This is a genomic window from Streptomyces sp. MS06 (assembly GCF_047200655.1).
GTDB lineage: Bacteria > Actinomycetota > Actinomycetes > Streptomycetales > Streptomycetaceae > Streptomyces.
On the sequence record NZ_JBJZOJ010000056.1, the window covers coordinates 1 to 21,597 of the forward strand.

The following is a 21,597-nucleotide window of genomic DNA, read 5'->3' on the forward strand; positions in this document are numbered from 1 at the left end:
AGTCCGCCTCCGCCGAAGGAGCCGCTGCTGCCCTTGCTCCAGCGCGGGCGCTCGTGGGGCTGGTCGGGGTCGCCGGGCCGGGTGCCCAGGTTGCCGAACTCGTACGGCATGCGGCGGCGTCCGTCGTTCGGCACCTCCTCCGGCTCACGGGCCTCCTCGATTCCGTGCACCGCGCCCTCCGGAGGCAGGTGCGGTTGCTCCTCCGGCTTGGGAGGGGCCGATTCGCGGCTCCTGATGCGGTCACCCAGCCAGAAGCCGCCGAGCAGCAGCACCAGAACGCCGAGTCCCACGATGAACGGACCGATGGTGAGTGCACCGCTTGCGGCCATCTCTATCGCTGAGGTAGTCATATCACCTCAATACCCATGAAAACGACATGTCTACCCCGGTCGGTGCCCGCGGGATTCCCGCGTCCCGGACCGGTTCGCCCTGCCGATCGCGTCGACCTTCGCCCTGCCGATCGCGTCGACCAACGCGTAGGTGGCGGCGGACCGGCGGGGCGGCCGGACGCCCGGCCCCGCAGGGCCGGTGCGGGGACGCGAGGAGTGCGGCGCTCCGCGGGGTTTGGCGTTCCGCGACACCGGCTACCCGCGCAAGCGTGACGTCGACTACCCGGCAGGAGCTCATCCGGTTCCTCGAGGACCGCTTCGCCTGCGCGCAGGCCTGCACCGAGTGCGCCCACGCCTGCGCACTGCGCGCGAGCCTGGTGGAGCCCGGAGGCGCGGAGGAACAGGAGCGCGCCCGCCGCAAGGGCATCATGTGCGCCGAGGTCTGCGACGCGACCTGCCGCGTGCTCTCGGACCAGAACAGCGCCGACGAGGCCGGGCTGCGCCTCCAGGTCGAGTGGTGCCGCACGATCTGCCTGGAGTCCGCACAGGCCTTCGACCGGCTGCCCGGCGCCGGGGAGGCCGGGCGCGCATGCCGGGACTGCGCCCGCGCCTGCACCGCCTTCCTGGACACGCTCACCTGAACGCGGGGGCGTGCGCCCCCGCGGCCCGCACCCCCGGGTGTCCGCCGCGGCGCCCGCCCGCCGAGGCGGCGACGAGCGGGAAGGCGAGCCGTTCGCCGCGCGGCGTGCCGGGCCGGCGCACGGGGCCGCCACCTGGCCGACGCCGATCGCGCCGTGCTACCAAGAATCATGACCGCACCCGGACCGCACCGAAGCTATGACACCGTCGTCGTGGGCGGGGGCCACAACGGCCTGGTGGCCGCGGCCTACCTGGCCCGCGCCGGGCGCTCCGTGCTGTTGCTCGAGCGGCTGGACCACACCGGTGGAGCCGCGGTCTCCACCCGGCCGTTCGCCGGCGTCGACGCCCGCCTCTCGCGCTACTCCTACCTGGTCAGCCTGTTGCCGAAGAAGATCGTCCGGGACCTCGGCCTCGACTTCCGGGTCCGCACCCGCACCGTCTCCTCCTACACGCCCGTGCGGCGCGCCGGCCGCGTGACGGGGCTGCTGGTCGGCGGAGGCGAGAGACGCACCCGGGAGGCCTTCGCCCGGCTGACCGGGGGCGGGCGCGAGTACGAGGCCTGGCGGCGCTTCTACGCCATGACCGGCCGGGTCGCCGAACGGGTGTTCCCGACCCTGACCGAGCCCCTGCCCGGGCGAGCGGAGCTGCGCCGCCGGCTGGACGACGAGGAGGCCTGGCGCACGCTGTTCGAGGAACCCATCGGCGCCGCGATCGAGGAGCGCTTCGCCGACGACCTGGTGCGCGGCGTGGTCCTGACCGACGCCCTCATCGGGACCTTCGCCGACGCGCACGACCCGTCCCTCAGACAGAACCGCTGCTTCCTCTACCACGTGATCGGGGGCGGTACCGGCGCCTGGGACGTGCCGGTGGGCGGTATGGGCGCGCTGACCGACGCCCTGGCCGCCGCCGCCCGCGCGGCGGGCGCCGACATCGCCACCGGCCACGAGGCGGTCCGCATCGACACCGACGGCCGGCAGGCCGAGGTGACCTGGCGGACGGCCGACGGCGAGGGCGTCGCCGCCGCCCGGCACGTCCTGGTCGGAGCCTCCCCGCAGCAGCTGGCCGCGCTGACCGGCGACGCCCCGCCCCCCGCGGCGGAGGGCGCCCAGCTGAAGGTGAACATGCTGCTCGAACGGCTGCCCCGGCTGCGCGATCCCGACGTCGACCCGCGCGAGGCGTTCGCCGGCACCTTCCACATCGCCGAGGGCTACGAACAGCTCGCCGCCGCCTACGCACAGGCCGCCGCGGGTGCGCCGCCGAGCGCGCCGCCCTCGGAGATCTACTGCCACTCTCTCACCGACCCGACGATCCTCGGCCCCGACCTGGCCGAACGCGGCCACCACACGCTGACCCTCTTCGGACTGCACGCCCCGGCGCGGATCTTCGCCTCCGACAACGAGGCGGTACGGGAGGAACTGCTGGCCTCCACCCTCGCCCAGCTCGACGCCCACCTCGCCGAGCCGCTCGCGGACTGCCTGGCGACCGACGCGGACGGACGTCCCTGCATCGAGGCCAGGTCCCCCCTCGACCTGGAACGGGACCTGAGGCTGCCCGGCGGCAACATCTTCCACCGGGAGCTCTCCTGGCCCCACGCCCAGGACGGCACCGGACGCTGGGGCGTGGAGACCCGGCACGCCAACGTGCTGCTCTGCGGCGCGGGTGCCGTGCGCGGCGGCGGGGTGAGCGGGGTGCCCGGCCACAACGCGGCGATGGCGGTGCTGGAGCGGCCGGAGGTGTGAGGGCGGGTCCGCGCCGCGGGACGGGAGCCACCGTGCGCCGCGGCCCGGACCGGACCGCCTCGGCCCGGCGCAGGCCGCCTGCCGTGGCGCCCCCGGTCGGTACGACCGCCGTACGGGTGCTTGACCTGCCGCGGCGGCGGCCCGAGCATCGGGTGCCATGACGCCTGGACACGGGAGCACGGTGGACGGGGTGCTGCGCCGCAGCGCCCGCCGCACCCCGGCACGCGTCGCCGTCGAGTACGGCGACCGCCGCTGGACGTACGAGGAACTGGACGACGCCGTCTCGCGCGCCGCGAGCGTCCTGCGGGCGCAGCGGCTCGCCCCGGGCGACCGGGTCGCGGCCTACGGCCACAACTCCGACGCCTACCTCATCGCGTTCCTGGGCTGCGCCCGGGCGGGCCTCGTCCACGTGCCGGTCAACCAGAACCTCACCGGTGGCGACCTCGCCTACCTGCTGGACCAGTCGGGCAGCTCCCTCGTCCTCGCCGACCCGGATCTCGCCGCCCGCCTCCCGGACGGCGTGCGCGTCCTGCCGCTGCGCGACGCCGACTCCTCCCTGCTGGCGCGGCTGCCGTCGGCGGTGCCGTACGACGGCGACGAGCCCGGCTCGGAGGACGTGGTGCAACTGCTGTACACGTCCGGTACGACGGCCCGGCCGAAGGGCGCCGTGATGACCCACCGCGCCCTGGTGCACGAGTACCTGAGCGCCATCACCGCCCTGGACCTGAGCGCGGGCGACCGCCCGGCCCACGCCCTGCCGCTGTACCACTCGGCGCAGATGCACGTCTTCCTGCTGCCGTACCTCGCCGTCGGCGCCACCAACACCGTCCTCGACGCACCCGACGGCGCAACCCTGTTCGACCTGATCGAGGCGGGCCGCGTCGACAGCCTGTTCGCCCCGCCCACCGTCTGGATCGGCCTCGCGGGCCGGCCGGACTTCGCCACCCGCGACCTCGGCGGCCTCCGCAAGGCCTACTACGGTGCGTCGATCATGCCGGTCCCGGTGCTGGAGCGGCTCCGCGCGCACCTGCCGGAGCTGGCCTTCTACAACTGCTTCGGGCAGAGCGAGATCGGCCCCCTGGCGACCGTCCTCGGTCCCGCCGAGCACGAGGGCCGGATGGACTCGTGCGGGCGGCCGGTGCTGTTCGTGGACGCCAGGGTCGTCGACGAGGCCGGAAAGGACGTGCCGGACGGCACACCCGGCGAGATCGTCTACCGCTCGCCCCAGTTGTGCGAGGGCTACTGGGACAAGCCGGAGGAGACCGCGGAGGCGTTCCGCGACGGCTGGTTCCGCTCCGGGGACCTCGCGGTGCGGGACGCCGAGGGCTACTTCACGATCGTCGACCGGGTGAAGGACGTCATCAACTCGGGCGGTGTCCTGGTCGCCTCCCGCCAGGTCGAGGACGCGCTGTACACGCACGAGCGGGTCGCCGAGGCCGCCGTCGTCGGCCTGCCGGACGAGAAGTGGATCGAGGCGATCACCGCGGTCGTCGTTCCGCGCGGCGAGGTGTCGCAGGAGGACCTCGTCGCCCACGTCCGCGCGAGACTGCCCGCCTTCAAGGCCCCGAAGCGGGTGGTCTTCGTCGAGGACCTGCCGCGGAACGCCAGCGGCAAGATCCTCAAGCGGCAGTTGCGGGAGCGACTCGGCGACGGCTGACCGCGCGGACCGCGACGCCGTCGGCCCGGCTGCCGCCCGCCGCGCCGAGCTGCGCCGGGCGGCGGCCGGGCCGACGGCGGGTGGCGGGCGGGGCGCCCGGATCCGCCCGCCGGGCGGGACGGACCGCGGGGCCGCGGCCCCGCCCTCAGCGCGAGCGCAGGTCGACGATCCGCCGCAGCTTCCCCACCGACCGCTCCAGCGTCTCGGGGTCGACGATCTCGACCGCGACCGACACCCCGATCCCGTCCTTCACCGCCGCGGCGACGGCACGGGCCGCCGCCTCGCGGGCCTCCGGGCCCGCGTCCGGTCGCGCCTCGGCACGCACCGTGAGGGAGTCCAGCCGCCCCTCGCGCGTCAGGCGCAGCTGGAAGTGCGGCGCGACGCCCGGGGTACGCAGCACGATCTCCTCGATCTGCGTGGGGAAGAGGTTCACCCCGCGCAGGATCACCATGTCGTCGCTGCGGCCGGTGACCTTCTGCATCCGGCGGAAGACGCGGGCGGTGCCCGGCAGCAGCCGGGTGAGGTCCCGGGTCCGGTACCGGATCACCGGCATGGCCTCCTTGGTGAGCGAGGTGAACACCAGTTCCCCTTCCTCGCCCTCCGGCAGCACCTCCCCGGTGAACGGGTCGACGACCTCCGGATAGAAGTGGTCCTCCCAGACGTGCAGCCCGTCCTTGGTCTCCACGCACTCCTGGGCGACGCCCGGCCCGATCACCTCCGACAGCCCGTAGATGTCGACGGCGTCGATGCCGAAACGCTCCTCGATCTCGCGCCGCATCTCCTCGGTCCACGGCTCCGCCCCGAACACCCCGACCTCGAGCGAGGTGCCGCGCGGGTCCACCCCCTGGCGTTCGAACTCGTCCAGCAGCGTCAGCATGTACGAGGGCGTCACCATGATGACCCGCGGCTCCAGGTCCCTGATCAGCTGCACCTGGCGAGCGGTCATCCCGCCGGACGCCGGGACGACCGTGCAGCCGAGCCGCTCGGCGCCGTAGTGGGCGCCCAGGCCTCCGGTGAAGAGGCCGTAGCCGTAGGCGATGTGCACCGTGTCGCCGGGCCGCCCGCCGGCCGCCCGGAGGGACCGCGCCACCATGTCCGCCCAGAGGGACAGGTCGGCGTCGGTGTACCCGACCACGGTGGGGCGGCCCGTGGTCCCGCTGGAGGCGTGCACGCGGCGCACCCGCTCCCGGTCCACGGCGAACATGCCGTACGGGTAGTTCTCGCGCAGGTCGGCCTTGCCGGTGAAGGGGAAGCGGGCCAGGTCGGCCAGGGCGCGGCAGTCGTCGGGGTGCACGCCGGCCCGGTCGAAGGACTGCCGGTAGAACGGCACGTGCTCGTACGCGTGCCGCAGCGAGGCCTGCAGCCGCTCCAGCTGCAGTGCGCGCAGGGCGGCGGCGTCCAGCCGCTCGCCCGCGTCGAACAGGTCCGTCCTCACATCCGCCATGGTGCCTCTCCCTCGCCGACCGCGGCCATCCGGTCGACCGATCATTCGGTCGTCTTGCCCGGGGATCAGTAATCCAGGCCGCCGCGCCCGGTGCAAGGGTCCGGCGTGCACTTTCCCCGACCTCCCGCGGCAATCGTGTTGCGTACCGGCGGGCGACCGGACCAGGATCACCGCACGCGCGCCCACCCTGCGACGGCACCGCCCCCTGACCGGCCGGCGCGCCGCCGGTGCCGCAGAGCCCGACAACCCGGCGGACCTCCCGCCCGATTGGCACTCACACGGCCTGTCCGTCACGGGTCCGCGATCGATAGTCTGGCCCGCGGACGACGCAATCGGGAGGAGCACGGACGTGGCCGAGAGCACCATCCAGCAGCAGCCGCTCACGGGCTGGGACAAGCCGGAACTGGATCTGAGCAACGCCGACTGGCAGTCCAGCAGCCGAGGGCTGGGAGACGTCCAGATCGCCTTCGTCGAAGGGTTCATCGCGATGCGCAACAGCGACCGCCCCGAGAGCCCTTCCCTGATCTTCACCCCCGCCGAATGGGGCGCGTTCGTGTCCGGTGCCCGGGAAGGCGAGTTCGACCTGACCTGAGGACACCGACCACCGGACCGGGCGTGCGTGTCGGGTCCCGCATTCCGGACACACGGGCGGGGAGCACCGCTCCGGCGCCGCCGGCGGGACGGCCCGGCCCCGGGAGCACCAGGACCCGATCCGGAGCTCAGGGGACCGTGACCAGGCGCACCTGCCGGTGCCGGGTTCGCGCGGGCGCGGCGGTCTCGCCGGCCTGCTGCTCGGCTCCGTCGGCCCGGCCGCCGCGCGGGATGCCGGGTGCCCCGTGGACATCGTGCCGCGTCCCGGTCGCGAGGTCCCCGAGCCGGTCGTGTCCCTCGGTCGCGGGGACCCGCGTCGGCGGGTCGGCGGCCCCCGGACGGCGTCCCGACCGCCGGCCGCGAAGACCCGTGCGGGCCCGCGTCGACCCGTTCCGCCCGCTCGCCGTCGACCGCGCTCGTGCACGTACCATGGCCGCATGTCGTTCCTCCGCCGCCGCAGCGCCACTCCCGCAGGGCCCGACTTCGACGTACTGGCCATGGACCCGGGCGACTGGCCCGGGAACCTCGGCGCCGGACTGCTGCCCGCGCCCGACGGCACCTGCCAGGGTGTCTTCCTGCGCTACGACCTGTTCGGCGGACGCGGACCCGCGATGATCATCGGCAATCTGCCGGAGGGCTCCCCGGCCCGCGAGACCGACGAGGACGAGATCCCCTTCGAGGTGGCGCAACTGCTGCTGGCACTGGAGAACGACGAGGAGGTGACCGTCGTCGGCGCCGAGGACGTGCCGGTCATGCAGGGCGACAACCTCCTCGTGGTGCGCCGGCTGAAGCTTTCCGAGTCCCGCGTCTCCTGCGTGCAGTTCGACCGCAGCGACAACGTGCTGGTCACCATCGCCGCCTGGGACCGGCCCATCACCGACGACCTGTACGCCCTGCTGAAACCGCTCCCGGCGGAACTGTTCCAGCAGGGCTGAGCGGGGCCCGGGCGACGGGACGTCAGGTCGTCGACGGCAGCAGCCGCACGTCGGCCGCGCGGACGAAGGCCACCCGGTGGCCGAACTGGATCTCGTAGTAGAGGTCCTTGCCCACCACGACCCGGTGCGAGTCCCTGGTGAAGGTGACCGCGTAGTAGTACTCGCCCGGCACGCGGTCGCCGACCACATACCTCTGACCGGCCGGCAGCCGGTACGGCAGCGGGGACACCGACCGGGCCGGTACGCCCGCGGGATACGCCGACGCCTCGGGATAGGCGCGGCCGTACACCGGGACGCTGTCGGCACCCGCCTTCGGTGTCACCACCAGGCCCGCCGCGGGCACCGCCGTGGGCTGCCCGCCGGGGTTGCGGAACCAGGCCTTCTGCCCGAGGTACCAGATCGCCGTCCAGTCACCCCACCGGTCGGCGACGGCGTACTGCTGGCCGGTCGACACCCGCGAGGACACGTCGTTCACGTCCGTCGTCGGAGCGGTGCCGATGCCGATGTCCTCGATCAGCGGGGAGTTCTCGTCGTGGTCCGAGTACAGCCGCACCGCGCCGGAGCCGTGCGCCGCGCACGGCTCGCCCGGCGCGGTGCAGCCCGTGAACACCGGCCGGTTGGCCGAGTACTCCGGCAGGATCGTCACCAGGCCGCCGCCTCGACCCGCGGTGCGGTGCAGCGGATGGCCCAGCAGCGCGAAGTAGTGCCGCCAGTCCCAGTAGGGGCCGGGGTCGGTGTGCATGCCGGGGATGTACGCGGACAGCGGAGCCGGTACGTTCTCGTGGCCCAGGATGTGCTGCCGGTCCAGCGGGATGCCGTACTTCGCGGCCAGATACCGGACCAGGCGGGCCGAGGAGCGGTACATCGCCTCCGTGTACCAGGCGTCCGGGTTCGCCAGGAAGCCTTCGTGCTCCAGGCCGATCGACTCCGCGTTGACGTACCAGTTGCCCGCGTGCCAGGCCACGTTTTCGGCCTTCACGTGCTGGGCGACATGGCCGTCGGTGGAGCGCAGCGTGTAGTTCCACGACACGTACGTCGGGTCCTGCACCAGGTTCAGGACACCGTCCCAGGTGCCCTCGGTGTCGTGGATGACGATGTACCGGATGCGCTGGGAGGACGGGCGGTCGCCCACGTCGTGGTTGCCGTAGTCGCCGTCGCCGAACTCCTCGTACGGCGCCGGGACCCACTCGCAGGCGACCGACCTCGGGCACTCGGTGTCTGCGGCGTCGGCGGTGCGCAGCCCGGCGCGGGCGAGCTGCGCCCTGTCGGGTGCGAGACCGGGCCGGGCGGCCAAAGCGATCCGCTGCCCCGAGTCCGTGGTGCGCTCCTCACCGGTCCGCAGCACGTCGTACACGTCGTTCGCGTACGCCGACGCGGTCGCGGTGTCGTCCGCGCCGGAGAAGCGGGCCACCGCCCCGTACCATTCGGCCGGGTCGTCGCTGAGCGGCTCACCGAGTTCTCGCTGAGCGTCCGCCAGCAGGGCGGCGCCGCCGGCCACGTTGGCCCCCGGGTCGGTCTGCAGCTCCCGTGCCGTGAGCCCGGTCAGCCGCGCAGCCCTCGGCAGGGTCCGCAGCCGCGCCGGGAGCCGCACGGTGGGGGAGGGGACCGCCGCCGGGTGCAGGGCGGGGCGGGCGTCGTCGCCGCGGGCGTCCTCCGCGCCGCCCTGGCCGTGGTGCGCCGCGGTCGCCAGCGCGGTGCGCGCGTCGGTGAGGTGCATCGGGCCGTAGCCGCCGGTCACACTGGGCGCACCCGCGTGCGCGTCCCAGCGCGACTGCAGGTAGGAGACGCCCAGCAGCACGCTGAGGGGCACGTGGTAGCGGGCCGCGGCGGTGGCGAAAGCCCGCTGGAGGCCGCCCGCCGCCGATGCGCCGGCAGCGGGGGAGGCCTGCGCGGCGGCGGGGGCGGGGGCCGCGCCGAGCAGCGGAAGCAGCAGGGCCGCCGTCGCGAGGGCCCCGGCGGCCCGGCGGGCGGGTCTGCGGCGCGGTGCGGACGGGGGAACGATGGCGGATCCTCGCAATGCAGCCTCCTGGGACGGTGGGGCGTGGCGGGGCGTGCGGGGCCGAACCCGGTCAGTGGTATCGGCTGGCCGACGATCCGTCAATCATGCCTTCACCAAGGCGATTTCCCATGTCAACGCCGGGATGGGCGAGTTTCGCGACGGCAGTGTCCCCGCCTGCGGCGCGTCAGCGGACTACACCAATGGGGGCTTGCGCGCAGCGAAAAGCCCGCGGCGCGCCGTGTCCGGCGTACCGCGGGCCATCCCGTCCTCCGTGTCCGTTCCCCGCCCTCCGCGTCCCCCGCCTTCAGCCCTTCAGGCCCTCCGCGTCCCCCGCCTTCAGTCCTTCAGCGGGTGCCGACCGCCGCACGCACCGCCTTGCGGGCCAGCTGGCAGTCGTCGTGCAGCCGCCGCAGCAGCAGCCGCTGCTCCTCCCCGGACGGCACGGCACCCGGATGGGCCGGCCCGGCAGCCGCCGGAGCCGCGTCGTGCATCGAACGCTGCACGGCCGTCTCGTAGGTGCGGATCTCCCGGGTGAGGACGAGCATCAGGTTCACCAGGAAGGCGTCCCGGGCGGAGGGACCCGAGGCCTGCGCGAGCTGGCTGATCTGCCGGCGGGCCGCGGGGGCGTCCCCGAGCACCGTCCACAGCGTCGCCAGGTCGTATCCGGGCAGGTACCAGCCGGCGTGCTCCCAGTCGACGAGCACGGGGCCGGCGGGTGACAGCAGCACGTTCGACAGCAGGGCGTCGCCGTGGCAGAACTGCCCCATGCCGCCGCGGCCCGCCGCGTGCGCGATGCCGCGCAGCAGTTTCTGCAGGTCGCCCAGGTCCCGGTCGGTGAGCAGCCCCAGCTCGTGGTAGCGGGAGATGCGCGCCGCGTAGTCCAGTGGTGCGTCGAACGTCCCCGCCGGCGGCCGCCAGGTGTTCAGCCGGCAGATCGCGGCGAGCGCCGCCCGCAGGTCCGCGCGCGGCGGGGCCTCCAGAGGGTGGCGGTGCAGGGCCGCCACCCGGCCGGGCGAACGCTCCACGACCAGCGTTCCGTTGTCCGGGTCGGCCGCCACCAGGCGGGGCACCCGTACCGGCGGGCGGTGCCGGACGAAGGTCCGGTACGCCGCTATCTCCTGCCGGTACCGCTCCGCCCACACCGGGGAGTGGTCCAGTAAGCACTTGGCGACGGCCGTGCTGCGTCCCGTCGTGCCGACCAGGAGCACGGAGCGCCCGCTGCGACGCAGCACCTGCACCGGAGTGAACTCCGGGCAGATCCGGTGCACCGAGGCGATCGCCGTGCGCAGTTGGGTGCCCTGGGGGCCGGACAGGTCGAGCCTTCCGCTGAGCGGCAGGGCTCCGGGCCCGGCGGGGCGCCGGTTCCGGCCCGCCCCGAGCCCGGGGGCCGTGGGCCGACCGGGGTCCAGGTAGGGGCCGGTGCCCGCCGGGCGGGGACGCACGGGCCGGGGCGGGGCGGACACGGAGGACGATGCTGCGTACATGACCGGACAGATCCCTTCGTGTGCCTGCTGTGTCAACGCGCTGCCCGGACCCGGCCGCAGGGGGTAACACCCTGGGGAGTGCGACCGCCGTTCCGAACGGCGGCCGGGTCGGGGTGACGCATTCCTACCTGACACCCGGGTGCCCGTGGCACACCATCTGGCGGACCCTGGCGAACCCTGGCGAATAGTCGCCCGGCACTTCTCCCGGGTCTACTGTCAACTCAGCCGAGAACCTGGGGGCTTGACGTGAGCGGACAACCCAACACCCGCCTGGCGGACCTGTTCGGCCTGGCCGGCTGGTCCAAGGGCGAACTCGCGAGGATGGTCAACAAGCAGGCGGCGGCCATGGGCCACCCCCAGCTGGCGACCGACACCTCGCGGGTGCGGCGGTGGATCGACACGGGAGAGATCCCGCGCGATCCGGTACCGCGGGTGCTGGCAGCGCTGTTCACCGAGCGTCTCGGCCGTGTCGTGACCATCGAGGACCTCGGTCTGGTCCGGCACGGGCGCGCGGGGAGACGGCAGGGCGGCGGGAGCGCGGAGCATCCCGACGGTGTGCCGTGGGCGCCCGAGCGGACCGCCGCGGTCCTCACCGAATTCACGGGAATGGACCTCATGCTCAACCGACGCGGCTTGGTGGGCGCGGGTGCCGCGCTCGCCGCGGGATCCGCACTCAGCGGTGCCATGTACGACTGGCTGCACACCGATCCGACCCTCTCCGCCGACGCTCCCGTCGTCGATCAACTCCTGCCCGCCGACCCCGCCGGGTTCGACCGCTACGAGGCCGCCCCCATCGGGACGCAGGAGATCGAGGAACTGGAACGCTCGGTGGAGGTGTTCCGGGCCTGGGACGCGGCCCGCGGCGGCGGGCTGCAGCGAAAGGCGGTGGTGGGACAGCTCAACGAGGTCGGCGGCATCCTCGCCTACCACCACCCACCCCAGCTGCAGCGGCGCCTGTGGGGCGTCGCCGCCAACCTCGCGGTCCTCGCGGGCTGGATGTCGCACGACGTCGGCCTGGAGCCCACGGCGCAGAAGTACTTCGTCATCGCCGCGCACGCGGCCCGGGAGGGCGGCGACCGGCCGCGGGCCGGCGAGGCCCTGTCCCGGGCGGCCCGCCAGATGGTGCACCTGGGACGGCCCGACGACGCCCTCGAACTGATGAAGCTCGCCCACTCCGGTTCGGGGGAGCAGGTGCTGCCCCGCACCCGGGCGATGTTCCACACCATCGAGGCCTGGGCGCAGGCCTCGATGGGAAAGGGGCAGGCGATGCGCCGCACCCTCGGCCGGGCGGAGGACCTCTTCGTCTCCGACCGGACCGATCTGCGGCCGCCGGACTGGATGCAGACCTTCAAGGACGAGGACCTGTACGGCATGCAGGCCCTGGCCTACCGCACGCTCGCCGAGCACGAACCGGGAGCGGCGGTGCACGCCCAGTACTACGCGGAGAAGGCGCTGGCGCTGCGCGTCGACGGACGCGAGCGGTCGAAGATCTTCGACCATCTGTCCATGGCGTCGGCCTGCTTCCTCGCGGACGATCCCGAACAGGCCGACCGGTACGCGCGGCTGGCGCTGATGTCGATGGGCTCGAACTCCTCCCGCCGGACCTGGGACCGGCTGCGCCAGATGTACCGGCTCACCGCCGAGTACGCGGGCTACCCCAGGATCCAGGAGCTGCGCGAGGAGATCAGGCTGGCCCTGCCGAAAGGCCAGTCCCGCAGGTCCGGCGGCGGAGGCAGCGCGCGGGCGTAGACCCGCCGCCCCCGCGTCAGGCGCCGGGCGTACCGCACGCTCGGGCGGGCAGGGGACTCGCCCGCGCCCCCGAGGGCCGTCAGGCGAGCCGGACGGCGGCATCCTCGGACGCCGACGCCACCCGGGCGACGACTCCAACCGGGCCGGGCTAGGACACCACCCGGGCGACGAGCACGCAGGCGCTCTCGGTGCGCACGGCGGTACCGAACTCGTCCACGACCGCCCGCACGCAGTCCTCGGCGCTGCGGGGCTGCCGGAAGCGGTCGGCCAGGTCGAGCAGGCCGGTCCCGGTCGCGGTGCCACCGTGCTGCGGAACCAGGCCGTCGGTGTGCAGGAGCAGCAGGTCGCCCGCCCGCAGCTCGTCCTCGGCCTGCCCGTAGGCGGGGCCCGGCGGTGCGCCGAGCAGGACACCGTCGGGTGCCCGCAACCGGCGCCCCGTCCCGTCCCGGTACAGCAGCGGTGCGGGATGTCCGGCCTGCGCCCACTCCAGGGTGCGGGTGCCGGGCCGGTAGCGGCAGCACAGGGCGCTGCCCAGCGCCGGCTGGGCGGTGGCGTCCAGCAAGCGGTTGAGCAGGGTCATCAGCCGGCCGGGCGCCTGGTCGGCCAGGGCGATGCCGCGCAGTGCGCCCAGCAGCATCGCCGTGCCGGAGGCCGCCTCGGGGCCGTGTCCGGCGAGGTCCCCCACGCTCAGCAGGGTGTCGCCGCCGGGCAGGTCGAGCACGTCGTACCAGTTCCCGCCGACGGCCGCTCCGGCCGTGGCGGGCAGGCAGTGGGCGGCGAGGTCCAGTACGCCCCGGCCGTCGCGGGGGAGCCGCAGCGAGCCGTGCCGCGCGGGGAGGACGGCCTCCTGAAGTTCGACCGCCACCCGGTGCTCGGTCCGCGCGCGGTCCCGCTGGTGCCGCAGCGAGTCCCGGGTCTCGGCCACCGCCTGCCGGCTGCGCCGCAGCTCGCTCACGTCGCGCAGCACGGCCCACATCGATGCGGTGCCCCCGTCGGCGCCGAGGACCGGTTCGCCCATCATGTGCAGGGTGCGCCGGGTCCCGTCCGGGAGCAGGATCCGGAACTCGCCGTCGATGGGTCTGCCGTCGATCAGGCAGTCGGTGACCGTGGCGGTCAGCCGCGGCCGGTCCTCCTCCAGTACCAGGGAGGGCAGTTCGTCCAGGGTGAGCGGGGGAAGGGCCGGGTCGTGGCCGAGGATCCGGTACAGCTCGGCGGACCAGCTCGCCTCGTCCGTCAATAAGTTCCACTCGGCGGTGCCGACGCGGCTCAGCAGCGACCCGGGTTCCTGCCCGGGCGCGGGCGCCGAGGACTCCGGTTCGGGCCCGGGCAGCGGACCGTCCCGGAGTTCGGCCAGATGGGAGTCGAGGTGGTCGAGTTGGTGGAGCGCCAGCTCGTACAACGCGCGCTGCCAGCGCTGCTCCGGTTCGGAGCCCTCGCCCTGCGCCTCCCGCCGTACGGCGTCCACCGCGCCCTTGAGCCGCCGCGCCTGCGACAGCAACGCCTCCACCGAGCCGCGTCCGGGCGGCTGTGCGGACGGGCGGTCCGCGGACAGAGGGGACGGCATGACGCACTCCGATACGAGAACGAGACGGCCGGGGCGGACTGGAGGGCCGCTACGACTGTGGCACAGGCCGCGACTCCGTGTAAGGGATTCGACGACACCCGATACGGTGGTGCTCCTGGCATATGCCAGAGTCCCCGGGTGGGAGGTGGAGCAGGTGCGCCGCACCTCGCCCGACGGCTCAGGTCCACCCCCTTGGCCTCAGGCGCGCGTGACAGCCGGGGGGACCGCCAGAACCCTTCTGACGCATGGTCAAGAGGAAGCACCCCGGCACTACGAGGTCGGCTGTGGCGCCGACGGGCTCGGGGCCCGCGTTGTCACGAGGCGTCGGCGGTCGCCGCCCGGAGGGCCTTCACCAGTTCGGCACGGCGGCTGCCGTCGGTGAGCTGCTGCTGCCGGTCATCCCAGGCGAGGGCGAACCGGCCGACCTGTCGCCAGCCGTCGGAGGCCGCGAACTCCACTCGGTGGGCGGCGATTGCGGTTCCTCGGCGGATGAGCGGACCGTCCCGGCGGGCGAGCGGTCTCGACGGGACGACCGCTCGCCCCGGGACGGGTGACCGCGCGTCAGCGGTCGGGTTCGGCGTACAGATCCGGGCGCGGGGCGAGCTCTACGGCCACCCGGCCGGCCCCGGCGAGGGACCGCACCCCGGCCTCCGCGACGGCGGAGGCCGCGTAGCCGTCCCAGGCGCCGGGGCCGGTGACCCGGCCCCGGCGGGCGGCGTCCACCCAGGCCTGCACCTCGCGGTCGTAGGCGTCGGCGAACCGCACCAGGTAGTCCTGCGGCACCTCCTCCTGGGCGGCGCCGCCGCGGGTGACCAGCATCCCGTGGTCCTCGCCGATGCGGGCGCTGCCCGCCTCGCACACCGCCTCGCAGCGCACCTGGTAGCCGAAGCCGCAGTTGACGAAGGCCTCCACGTCGACGAGGACGCCCTCCTCGGTCTCGAAGAGCACGAACTGCGGGTCCTCCAGCCCCGGGGGCGCCCCGGCGGAGGACCGCGGGCGCAGCACGGTCACCGCGGTCAATTCCTGGCCGAGCAGCCAGCGGGCGGCGTCGATCTCGTGCGAGACCGAACTGTTCACCAGCATGGCGCTGGAGAAACCGGGCGGCGAGGCGACGTTGCGGTGGACGCAGTGCAGCATCAGCGGGCGCCCCAGCCGCCCGCTGCCCAGAGCGGACTTCAGCCTCACGTACTCCGCGTCGTAGCGGCGCATGAAACCGACCTGGGTCAGCCGCCGGCCGAACCGGGCCTCCGCCTCGACGACCCGCAGCGCACCTTCCGAGTCCGGCACCATCGGCTTCTCGCACAGCACCGGCAGCCCGCGCGCGAAGGCCGCGAGGAGGGCCGCCTCGTGTGCCGGGCCGGGCGAGGCGATCAGGACCGCGTCGACACCCGGCGCGTCCAGTGCGGCCTCCGCCTCCGCATGCACCAGCACGCCGTCGATCCCCGCCGCGGCCTCCTTGGCGCGCCCGGTGTCCGGGTCGGCCACCGCGGCCACCCGTGCGCCGCTCACCACCCGGTCCAGTCGGCGCACGTGGTCGGCTCCCATGTGCCCCGCGCCCAGCACGGCCACACCCAGCAGTTCAGTCACGTTCCGTCGGCTCCTTCCCCAACCCCGGCGCCGCACCCGGCGGCACGGCTCTCGCGCCGCCTCCCGGGCGCGGCCCGCTCCGGCCTCGCCGTGCCGGCCCCTCCCGCCGGGGCCGGTTCGGGGCCCGGCGGTCCCGCGGCCCGGGCGGACCGTCCCGGCGGTGCCGCGGCGCGGCCTGCCGCGCCTGCGGGCGGCCGGTGCCACCGGGACCGCGCCCCCGGGGCGTGGTAGGCGGCGCCGCGGCACCGGGCCCGCGGACCCGGTGGAGGGCGTTCGCGCACACGGCGGGCAGGGGCGGCTCGGGCGACTGCACGGCCACCAGCGTGTCATGGTCGCCGGCAGGCCCGGATGCCGCCCCTGCCGCCCGAGGGTTCAGTACCGCAGCACTCCCGCGATCCCGGCCGAGTCGAGCAGGGTGCCGTCGGGGACGAACCGGACCTCGGCGCCGGTCTCCAGGCACTGCTCCACGATCTCGTCCACGATGTCCTGGCGGGCGTCGAGGTCGTCGGCCCCCGCCGGTTCCAGGTGACCGCCGATATCGCGGACGATCGTCCGGAAGTTCTCCTCGACGGCCAGCAGCCGTACCCGGCCCTCCTGGGCGCTCTGCCAGACCTCGTCCACGCCGGCCGCGAACGTCCGGTGGCCGCGTGCCGCCTCCAGTTCCCTGGCCACGGTGACGGTGCCCTTGTCCAGCTCGGCCTGGTGCGCCGGTCGCACCGCCTGCCAGACCGCCTCCGGCCCGGAGTGCGCCAGACCGCCGTGGGGCACGTGCACCGCGCACTTGGCGACGCTGCCGGCCTCCTCCAGCAGGGACAGGGCCGCCTGCTCCCCGGTGAGGTACACGGGCCGCGGGTCGTCGCGCAGTACGGCGGTCATCGCGATGTCCGCCTCGCGCAGGAACTGGCGGGTGCCCTCGTCGCGGAAGGTGCTCGGCTGGTCGCCGATCCGCTCCCGCCGCTCGGCGTCGAAGTTCTCCCGGCCGCGGGTCAGCGGGAAACCGCCGCTGTGCTGTTCGGCGACCCGGTCGGTGCCGCCGCTCCACAGCGTGACGCGGTCGGCGGAGACCGACAGCACCCAGAAGGGCTGTTCGGAGGCCTGCGCGGAGACCAGGTTGCGGGTGAGGAAGGTGTCCGACAGCACCACCCGCTCCGGTACGGTCCGGGCCAGCGACCACACCTGGTGCTCGCCCGGCGCGGCGAAGATCGCCAGACCGTCCTCGGCGTGGGCCAGGTCGATCTCGGCCAGGGCCCGGTCGAGCTCGCGCACCACGTCGGCGCGGCGGTCTCGGGTCACGGCGGGATCGGCCTCCAGTCGTCGCTTGGCCTGGGCCACGGCATTGCGCAGCCGGACCCGGTCCTGGGTGTTCAGCGGCGCGCGGCGATGCGTCGGTGTCAGCACGGACACCGCCGGGTACGGGCGCGGACGGCGCAGTTCGGCGAGGGTCGCGGGACTGAGTGCGTGCTCCATATCCAGCACCATAGGACCGATTTGTCCGTCGGGCATTCGGGCTAGTCGGCCGAGCTCGCTCCGGGGGCGCCCGGCGCGGTCAACGCCCCTGGGGGTGCGGGTGGTTCGGCCCGTGGCGGGCCGGCGGGGACGGGGGAGGCGCCGTCCGGGCCGGTACTCGCCGGTAGGGCGTCACCCGGCTGGGGGAGGGGCGCGGGAGGGGGCCGGTGTCTCGGGGGTGGCCGTGGCGCGAGGCCGGTGGTGCCGGGGCCGGTGGTGCCGGGGCGGCCGTGACGGGAGGTGGCCCGGCTAAGCTACCGGTCAGTAATCGATGCTGTCCAGGAGGCACCCATGCCTCGGTTCGAGGGCGCCGCACCTCGGCCGTCCCGCGCGAGGCGGTCATGACGCTGTACGGCGCCATGCGGGCGTTCGACGTACTGGACCGGGTCGGCGAGATCCGGGTGCCCACCCTGCTGGTGCACGGTTGCCACGACGTCCAGCTCCCGGCACGGCAGATGCTGCGGATGGCCGAGGCCTGTCCGGACGCCGAGGTGCGCATCATCGACGCGGGCCACGAACTGCCGCTGGAGCGGCCGGCCGAACCGACCGCCGCGCTCGACCGCTTCCCGGCCGCCGGCGGGTGACGGGCACCGGCCCCCGCCGTGCTCACCTCTTCTCCTCGGCGCCGCACGAACTGCCGTCCGGTGGCAGCGCCCCGTACAGCAGGAACGCGTCGACCTTGCGGTGCACGCAGCGGGAGGAGCCGTATCCGGTGTGGCCCTCGCCCCGGTTGTCCAGCACCACCGCCGCCGAGCCGAGCCGAGCGGCCGTCTCCACCGTCCACCGGTAGGGCGTGGCCGGGTCGCCGCGGGTGCCGACGAGCAGCATCCTGGCCGTGTCCACGTCCTTCACCCTCTTCCGGATGAAGTCGGTCCCCCTGGGGCGGCCGTAGCACATCAGCACCTGGGCGAGACGGTACTCGCCGAAGACCGGCGAGGCGTGCTGGTACGCGGCGCGCAGCCGGTCCAGGTCGCGGGTGAGCCTCGCGGCGCCGGGCCGGTCGGGGTCGTCCGCGCAGTCGACGGCCATCAGTGCCGCCGGGAGGTTGTCCCGGGGGATGTCCTCCTCGTCCACCAGGCGGTGGCCCGTGCCGCTCCCGGCCCGGCCGCGCAGCGGCAGCGCGTAGCCGCCCGAGGTGAACGCCCTCAGGCCGCTGCTGTCCCCGTCCCCGACCAGGTCGGACAGCGCCCGCTCCAGGGAGGGCCACAACTCCTCGCTGTAGAGGGCCTGGGCGATGGCGCCCACCAGGTCCTGGCCGGAGAACGCACCGCCGAGGTCGGTCGGCACCGGGTTCTCGTCCAGAGAACGGACCAGCCGGACGACCTCCTCGCGCGCCGACCGCGGGTCCTGGCCCAGCGGGCAGGCGATGTCCCGCGCGCACCAGTCGACGAAGTCCTCCAGCGCCCTCTGCTGACCCTGCGCGGCCGCGAGGCCCTGCTCGGCGAGCGGCTCGGTCAGGGTGTCCACGCCGTCCAGCGCCATCCGGCCCACCTTCCCGGGGAACTCGGCGGCGTACACCGCGCCGAGCCGGGTGCCGTAGGAGAAGCCGAGGTAGTTGAGCCGGTCGTCGCCGAGCGCCTGGCGCATCACGTCCAGGTCCCGCGCGGCGTCCACGGTTCCCATGTGGCGCAGAACGGGTCCGGAGTGCCGGGCGCAGACGGCTGCCGCCTCGCGCAGCCGGCGCAGCACCGTCCCGGGGTCGTCCAGTACCCCCGTGCCGCCCTCCGCGGTCTCCCAGACGCCGTCGGCGCCCTCGTCCTCGCCGCAACTGACCGGCGCGGAGCGGCCGACGCCGCGCGGGTCGAAGGACACGACGTCGTACTCGTCGGTGAGGCCCATGAAGTCCTTGCCGCCCAGGGCCAGTTCGCTCACGCCCGAAGCGCCCGGGCCGCCGAAGTTCAACAGCACCGAGCCGCGCCGGTGGCCCGTCGCCCGGTACCGGGACAGGGCCAGGTCGAGCGTGCCCGCGCCGGGGTGGGCGTAGTCCAGCGGGACGGTGACCTTCCCGCACTGCAGGTCCTTCGGCACCTCCTCGCCCCTGCACGCCGACCAGCTCACCCGCTGGTGGTAGAAACGGGTGAGTCCGGGCCCGGGCGCGGACTCCCGGTGCGGAGCGGCGGCGGGGGGCAGCAGCCCGGTGCCCAGCAGGGCGAGCCCGGCGGCTCCCGCCAGCGCGCAGCGGCCTCCCGTCGCGGACCGCGTGGACAGCTTGGCCAGCATCTGTGCCTCCAGAGACGCCCCGTCGCGGACCGGAACCGGCGCCCTCGCTCACCATAAGTGGGCCTCCGGAGGCACGCCTCCGGACGGGTGGCGCCGGCCGGCGCGGTGGCCGTTGCGTGATCGTGTGTTCTTGTGACGATTTCGGTCGAGATGCCGCTCGATGGGGTGGACGGCGCGATCGGCCATAACCGCTGCGATCCGTCCGCGTTTCACCCGGTGCGGGCGAACGCCCGCGTCCAGGTCTGGAAGGCAGGGCACCAATGAGACGGGTTACCCGAATCGGCGTGATCGCGGTCGCCGCCTCCGGCGCGCTGACGGCGGCGATGCCGGTGCACGCCGCGCTCGCGGCCGGCGACGGCTCGACCGCGGGCGCCACCTCCGTCGGCTCGCCGGGAGTGGTCTCCGGCAACACCGTTCAGCTACCGGTGAACATCCCCGCGAACGTGTGCGGGAACACGGTGAGCCTGGCGGGGCTCCTCAACCCCGCCTTCGGCAACGACTGCGCCACGACCGGCGACAGCCACGCCGGGCCGGCGCACGGCGGCAGCGCGGCAGGGAGCGGCACCCGCGCCGGCGGCGGCGCCACCAGGAGCGGCACGGACGTGCGGGGTGCCACCCACGCACACGGCGGAAGCCGCACCCGCGGCGGGACGCAGGCGCTCGGAAGCGCCCTGGACGCGCCCGGCGTGGTGTCCGGCAACGCCGTGCACCTGCCGGTCGAGTCGCCGCTGAACGTCAGCGGCAACACGGTGAACGCGGGCGGCCTGCTCAACCCCGTCATGGGCAACCGTGCCACGAACGCCGAGGGCGGCCATCCCGCCGAGCCGGCGCCGGAGCACCCCGCCGCGCCGCCGCAGGCACCTCCCCGGGCCCGGCCCGCCCCCGCCGCCCCGCCGCGGGAGACGGTGGCCACGCTCGCCAGCACGGGCGCGGACGCCACCCTGCCCGCGGCCCTCGGGAGCATCGGCCTGATCCTCGGCGGAGCGGTGCTCTACCGGCGCTTCCGCCCGGGCCGGGAGGGCTGAGTTCCGGCCCGCACGGCAGGGCCGCCGGGACCCCTCCCGCGGCCGGCCGGCGGCACCCGGTCGGCCCGCGTCCGGCGCGGGGACCGTTCCGTCGGCGCGCGGCCGGAGGGGTGTGTGCCGGGCGGGCCGCCGGTCCGTCCGGCGTGCCACCGCGCCGGGCCCGCCGCAGACCTGCCGGGTCTGCGCCGGGCCCGCCGCAGACCCGGCGGGAGGGACGGGTGCCGCCTGGTGCCCGACCGGCGTACCGTCAGGCCGCCGCCGGCGAAATCTCCTTGCCGAAGGCGGCGGCCGGTGATGTGGTGAACCCGTGGATCGCGATGCGGTACTCGCCCGCTACGACCGCGAGATGCGTGAGGGTGCCCGCCCGGACTCCCCGGGCGCCCTGGTGGAGCGGGTGGGGGACGTGGTCCGCCAGACAGCGCCGGCGCACGGCTGGAACGGCGTCCTGTGGTCCCGTCTGGACGCGGCCGGTGCCGGCCCGGCCATCGCCGGGCAGATCGCCCACTTCGCCGGTCTGGGACGCGAGTTCGAGTGGAAGGTCTACGGGCACGACGCCCCCTGCGACCTCGGACGGCGCCTGACGGCGGCCGGGTTCCGCGCGGAAGCGCAGGAGACCCTCATGGTCGCCGACACCGCGGACGTGTCACGGGGCGTCGCACTACCCGAGGGCGTCCGGGTGCAGACGGTCACCGACCCCCGTGGAGTCGACCTGGTGGTCCGGGTGCACGAGCAGGCGTTCGGCTCGGACGGTTCCGGGCTGAGAAGGCGGCTCCTGGAACGGCTCTCGGCCGATCCGGGCGCGCTCGTCGCGGTGGTCGCTCTCGCCGCCGGTGTCCCGGTGGCCTCCGCCCGCATGGAGCTCGCGCCCGGCACGCGGTTCGCCGGCCTGTGGGGCGGTGGCACGGTCGAGGCCTGGCGCGGCAGAGGACTGTACCGGGCTCTCGTCGCCCACCGGGCGCGCATCGCCGCCGAGCGGGGCTACCGCTGCCTCCAGGTCGACGCCGGTGCCCTGAGCCGCCCCGTGCTGGAGCGCCTCGGCTTCGAGCCGCTGACGACCACGACGCCGTACGTCCGCCCGGTGTGACCGGCGCCTGCGGGCGCGCCCTCGGGGCGTTGGCTCGGGTGCGAC

At 74.7% G+C, this 21,597-nt stretch carries 18 protein-coding genes and 1 pseudogene; 10 read left to right on the forward strand and 9 right to left on the reverse strand.

Going from position 1 to position 21,597, the window contains the following annotated elements; genetic code table 11:
- A partial coding sequence (locus tag ACL02U_RS25435) for a DUF6479 family protein (RefSeq protein ID WP_412793261.1) occupies positions 1–350 on the reverse strand: 350 nt, incomplete at its 3' end.
- Positions 351–598: 248 nt separating this feature from the next.
- Here ACL02U_RS25435 and ACL02U_RS25440 point away from each other — a divergent pair.
- The 3 genes from ACL02U_RS25440 to ACL02U_RS25450 all read left to right on the forward strand — a co-directional run bounded on the left by ACL02U_RS25440 (position 599) and on the right by ACL02U_RS25450 (position 4,364).
- Positions 599–970, forward strand: coding sequence for a ferredoxin (locus ACL02U_RS25440; protein ID WP_412793262.1), 372 nt, complete (start codon positions 599–601; stop codon positions 968–970).
- A 168-nt stretch (positions 971–1,138) separates the two neighbouring features.
- Complete coding sequence (locus tag ACL02U_RS25445; protein ID WP_412793263.1) at positions 1,139–2,707, forward strand: phytoene desaturase family protein; 1,569 nt, start codon at positions 1,139–1,141, stop codon at positions 2,705–2,707.
- 157 nt (positions 2,708–2,864) lie between these two features.
- Positions 2,865–4,364, forward strand: coding sequence for an acyl-CoA synthetase (locus ACL02U_RS25450; protein WP_412793264.1), 1,500 nt, complete (start codon positions 2,865–2,867; stop codon positions 4,362–4,364).
- Between the two features lie 145 nt (positions 4,365–4,509).
- Here the strand turns inward: ACL02U_RS25450 and paaK are convergent, their stop codons facing one another.
- On the reverse strand, positions 4,510–5,808 hold the full coding sequence (gene paaK / locus ACL02U_RS25455; protein WP_412793265.1) for a phenylacetate--CoA ligase PaaK: 1,299 nt from the start codon (positions 5,806–5,808) through the stop codon (positions 4,510–4,512).
- Between the two features lie 349 nt (positions 5,809–6,157).
- On the opposite strand from paaK, the gene ACL02U_RS25460 reads away from it, so the two are divergent.
- Both ACL02U_RS25460 and ACL02U_RS25465 read left to right on the forward strand, forming a co-directional pair.
- Positions 6,158–6,400, forward strand: a complete 243-nt coding sequence (locus ACL02U_RS25460) for a DUF397 domain-containing protein (RefSeq protein WP_412793266.1) — start codon at positions 6,158–6,160, stop codon at positions 6,398–6,400.
- A 436-nt stretch (positions 6,401–6,836) separates the two neighbouring features.
- The gene (locus ACL02U_RS25465) at positions 6,837–7,334 is read left to right on the forward strand and encodes a hypothetical protein (protein WP_412793267.1); all 498 of its coding nucleotides are present in this window, start codon (positions 6,837–6,839) and stop codon (positions 7,332–7,334) included.
- A gap of 22 nt (positions 7,335–7,356) precedes the next feature.
- Here the strand turns inward: ACL02U_RS25465 and ACL02U_RS25470 are convergent, their stop codons facing one another.
- Together ACL02U_RS25470 and ACL02U_RS25475 are read right to left on the reverse strand one after the other, a co-directional pair.
- Positions 7,357–9,351 carry an N-acetylmuramoyl-L-alanine amidase gene (locus tag ACL02U_RS25470; RefSeq protein WP_412793268.1) on the reverse strand — a complete coding sequence of 665 codons (1,995 nt, stop codon included), beginning with the start codon at positions 9,349–9,351 and terminating at the stop codon, positions 7,357–7,359.
- A gap of 326 nt (positions 9,352–9,677) precedes the next feature.
- Complete coding sequence (locus ACL02U_RS25475; protein ID WP_412793269.1) at positions 9,678–10,817, reverse strand: aminoglycoside phosphotransferase family protein; 1,140 nt, start codon at positions 10,815–10,817, stop codon at positions 9,678–9,680.
- 246 nt (positions 10,818–11,063) lie between these two features.
- On the opposite strand from ACL02U_RS25475, the gene ACL02U_RS25480 reads away from it, so the two are divergent.
- Positions 11,064–12,566, forward strand: coding sequence for a hypothetical protein (locus tag ACL02U_RS25480; RefSeq protein WP_412793270.1), 1,503 nt, complete (start codon positions 11,064–11,066; stop codon positions 12,564–12,566).
- A gap of 148 nt (positions 12,567–12,714) precedes the next feature.
- Here the strand turns inward: ACL02U_RS25480 and ACL02U_RS25485 are convergent, their stop codons facing one another.
- The 4 genes from ACL02U_RS25485 to ACL02U_RS25500 all read right to left on the reverse strand — a co-directional run bounded on the left by ACL02U_RS25485 (position 12,715) and on the right by ACL02U_RS25500 (position 17,184).
- On the reverse strand, positions 12,715–14,130 hold the full coding sequence (locus tag ACL02U_RS25485) for a PP2C family protein-serine/threonine phosphatase (RefSeq protein ID WP_412793271.1): 1,416 nt from the start codon (positions 14,128–14,130) through the stop codon (positions 12,715–12,717).
- Positions 14,131–14,444: 314 nt separating this feature from the next.
- Complete coding sequence (locus ACL02U_RS25490; protein WP_412793272.1) at positions 14,445–14,588, reverse strand: hypothetical protein; 144 nt, start codon at positions 14,586–14,588, stop codon at positions 14,445–14,447.
- A 103-nt stretch (positions 14,589–14,691) separates the two neighbouring features.
- Positions 14,692–15,717 carry a Gfo/Idh/MocA family protein gene (locus ACL02U_RS25495; protein WP_412793273.1) on the reverse strand — a complete coding sequence of 342 codons (1,026 nt, stop codon included), beginning with the start codon at positions 15,715–15,717 and terminating at the stop codon, positions 14,692–14,694.
- Positions 15,718–16,089: 372 nt separating this feature from the next.
- Positions 16,090–17,184, reverse strand: coding sequence for a chemotaxis protein (locus tag ACL02U_RS25500; protein WP_412793274.1), 1,095 nt, complete (start codon positions 17,182–17,184; stop codon positions 16,090–16,092).
- A 356-nt stretch (positions 17,185–17,540) separates the two neighbouring features.
- Here ACL02U_RS25500 and ACL02U_RS25505 point away from each other — a divergent pair.
- A pseudogene (locus tag ACL02U_RS25505) lies at positions 17,541–17,807 on the forward strand (alpha/beta fold hydrolase); the annotation flags it as partial.
- Between the two features lie 22 nt (positions 17,808–17,829).
- On the opposite strand, the gene ACL02U_RS25510 reads toward ACL02U_RS25505, so the two are convergent.
- On the reverse strand, positions 17,830–19,443 hold the full coding sequence (locus ACL02U_RS25510) for an alpha/beta hydrolase (RefSeq protein ID WP_412793275.1): 1,614 nt from the start codon (positions 19,441–19,443) through the stop codon (positions 17,830–17,832).
- A 132-nt stretch (positions 19,444–19,575) separates the two neighbouring features.
- On the opposite strand from ACL02U_RS25510, the gene ACL02U_RS25515 reads away from it, so the two are divergent.
- From ACL02U_RS25515 to ACL02U_RS25525, 3 genes are all read left to right on the forward strand, one after another.
- Positions 19,576–19,707 (forward strand): hypothetical protein, encoded by a 132-nt coding sequence (locus ACL02U_RS25515; RefSeq protein WP_412793276.1) that lies wholly within the window; start codon positions 19,576–19,578, stop codon positions 19,705–19,707.
- Positions 19,704–20,468 (forward strand): chaplin, encoded by a 765-nt coding sequence (locus ACL02U_RS25520; protein ID WP_412793277.1) that lies wholly within the window; start codon positions 19,704–19,706, stop codon positions 20,466–20,468. The genes ACL02U_RS25515 and ACL02U_RS25520 overlap by 4 nt, the downstream gene beginning before the upstream one ends.
- A gap of 307 nt (positions 20,469–20,775) precedes the next feature.
- The gene (locus ACL02U_RS25525) at positions 20,776–21,552 is read left to right on the forward strand and encodes a GNAT family N-acetyltransferase (RefSeq protein WP_412793278.1); all 777 of its coding nucleotides are present in this window, start codon (positions 20,776–20,778) and stop codon (positions 21,550–21,552) included.
- The last annotated feature ends 45 nt before the right edge of the window (positions 21,553–21,597 follow it).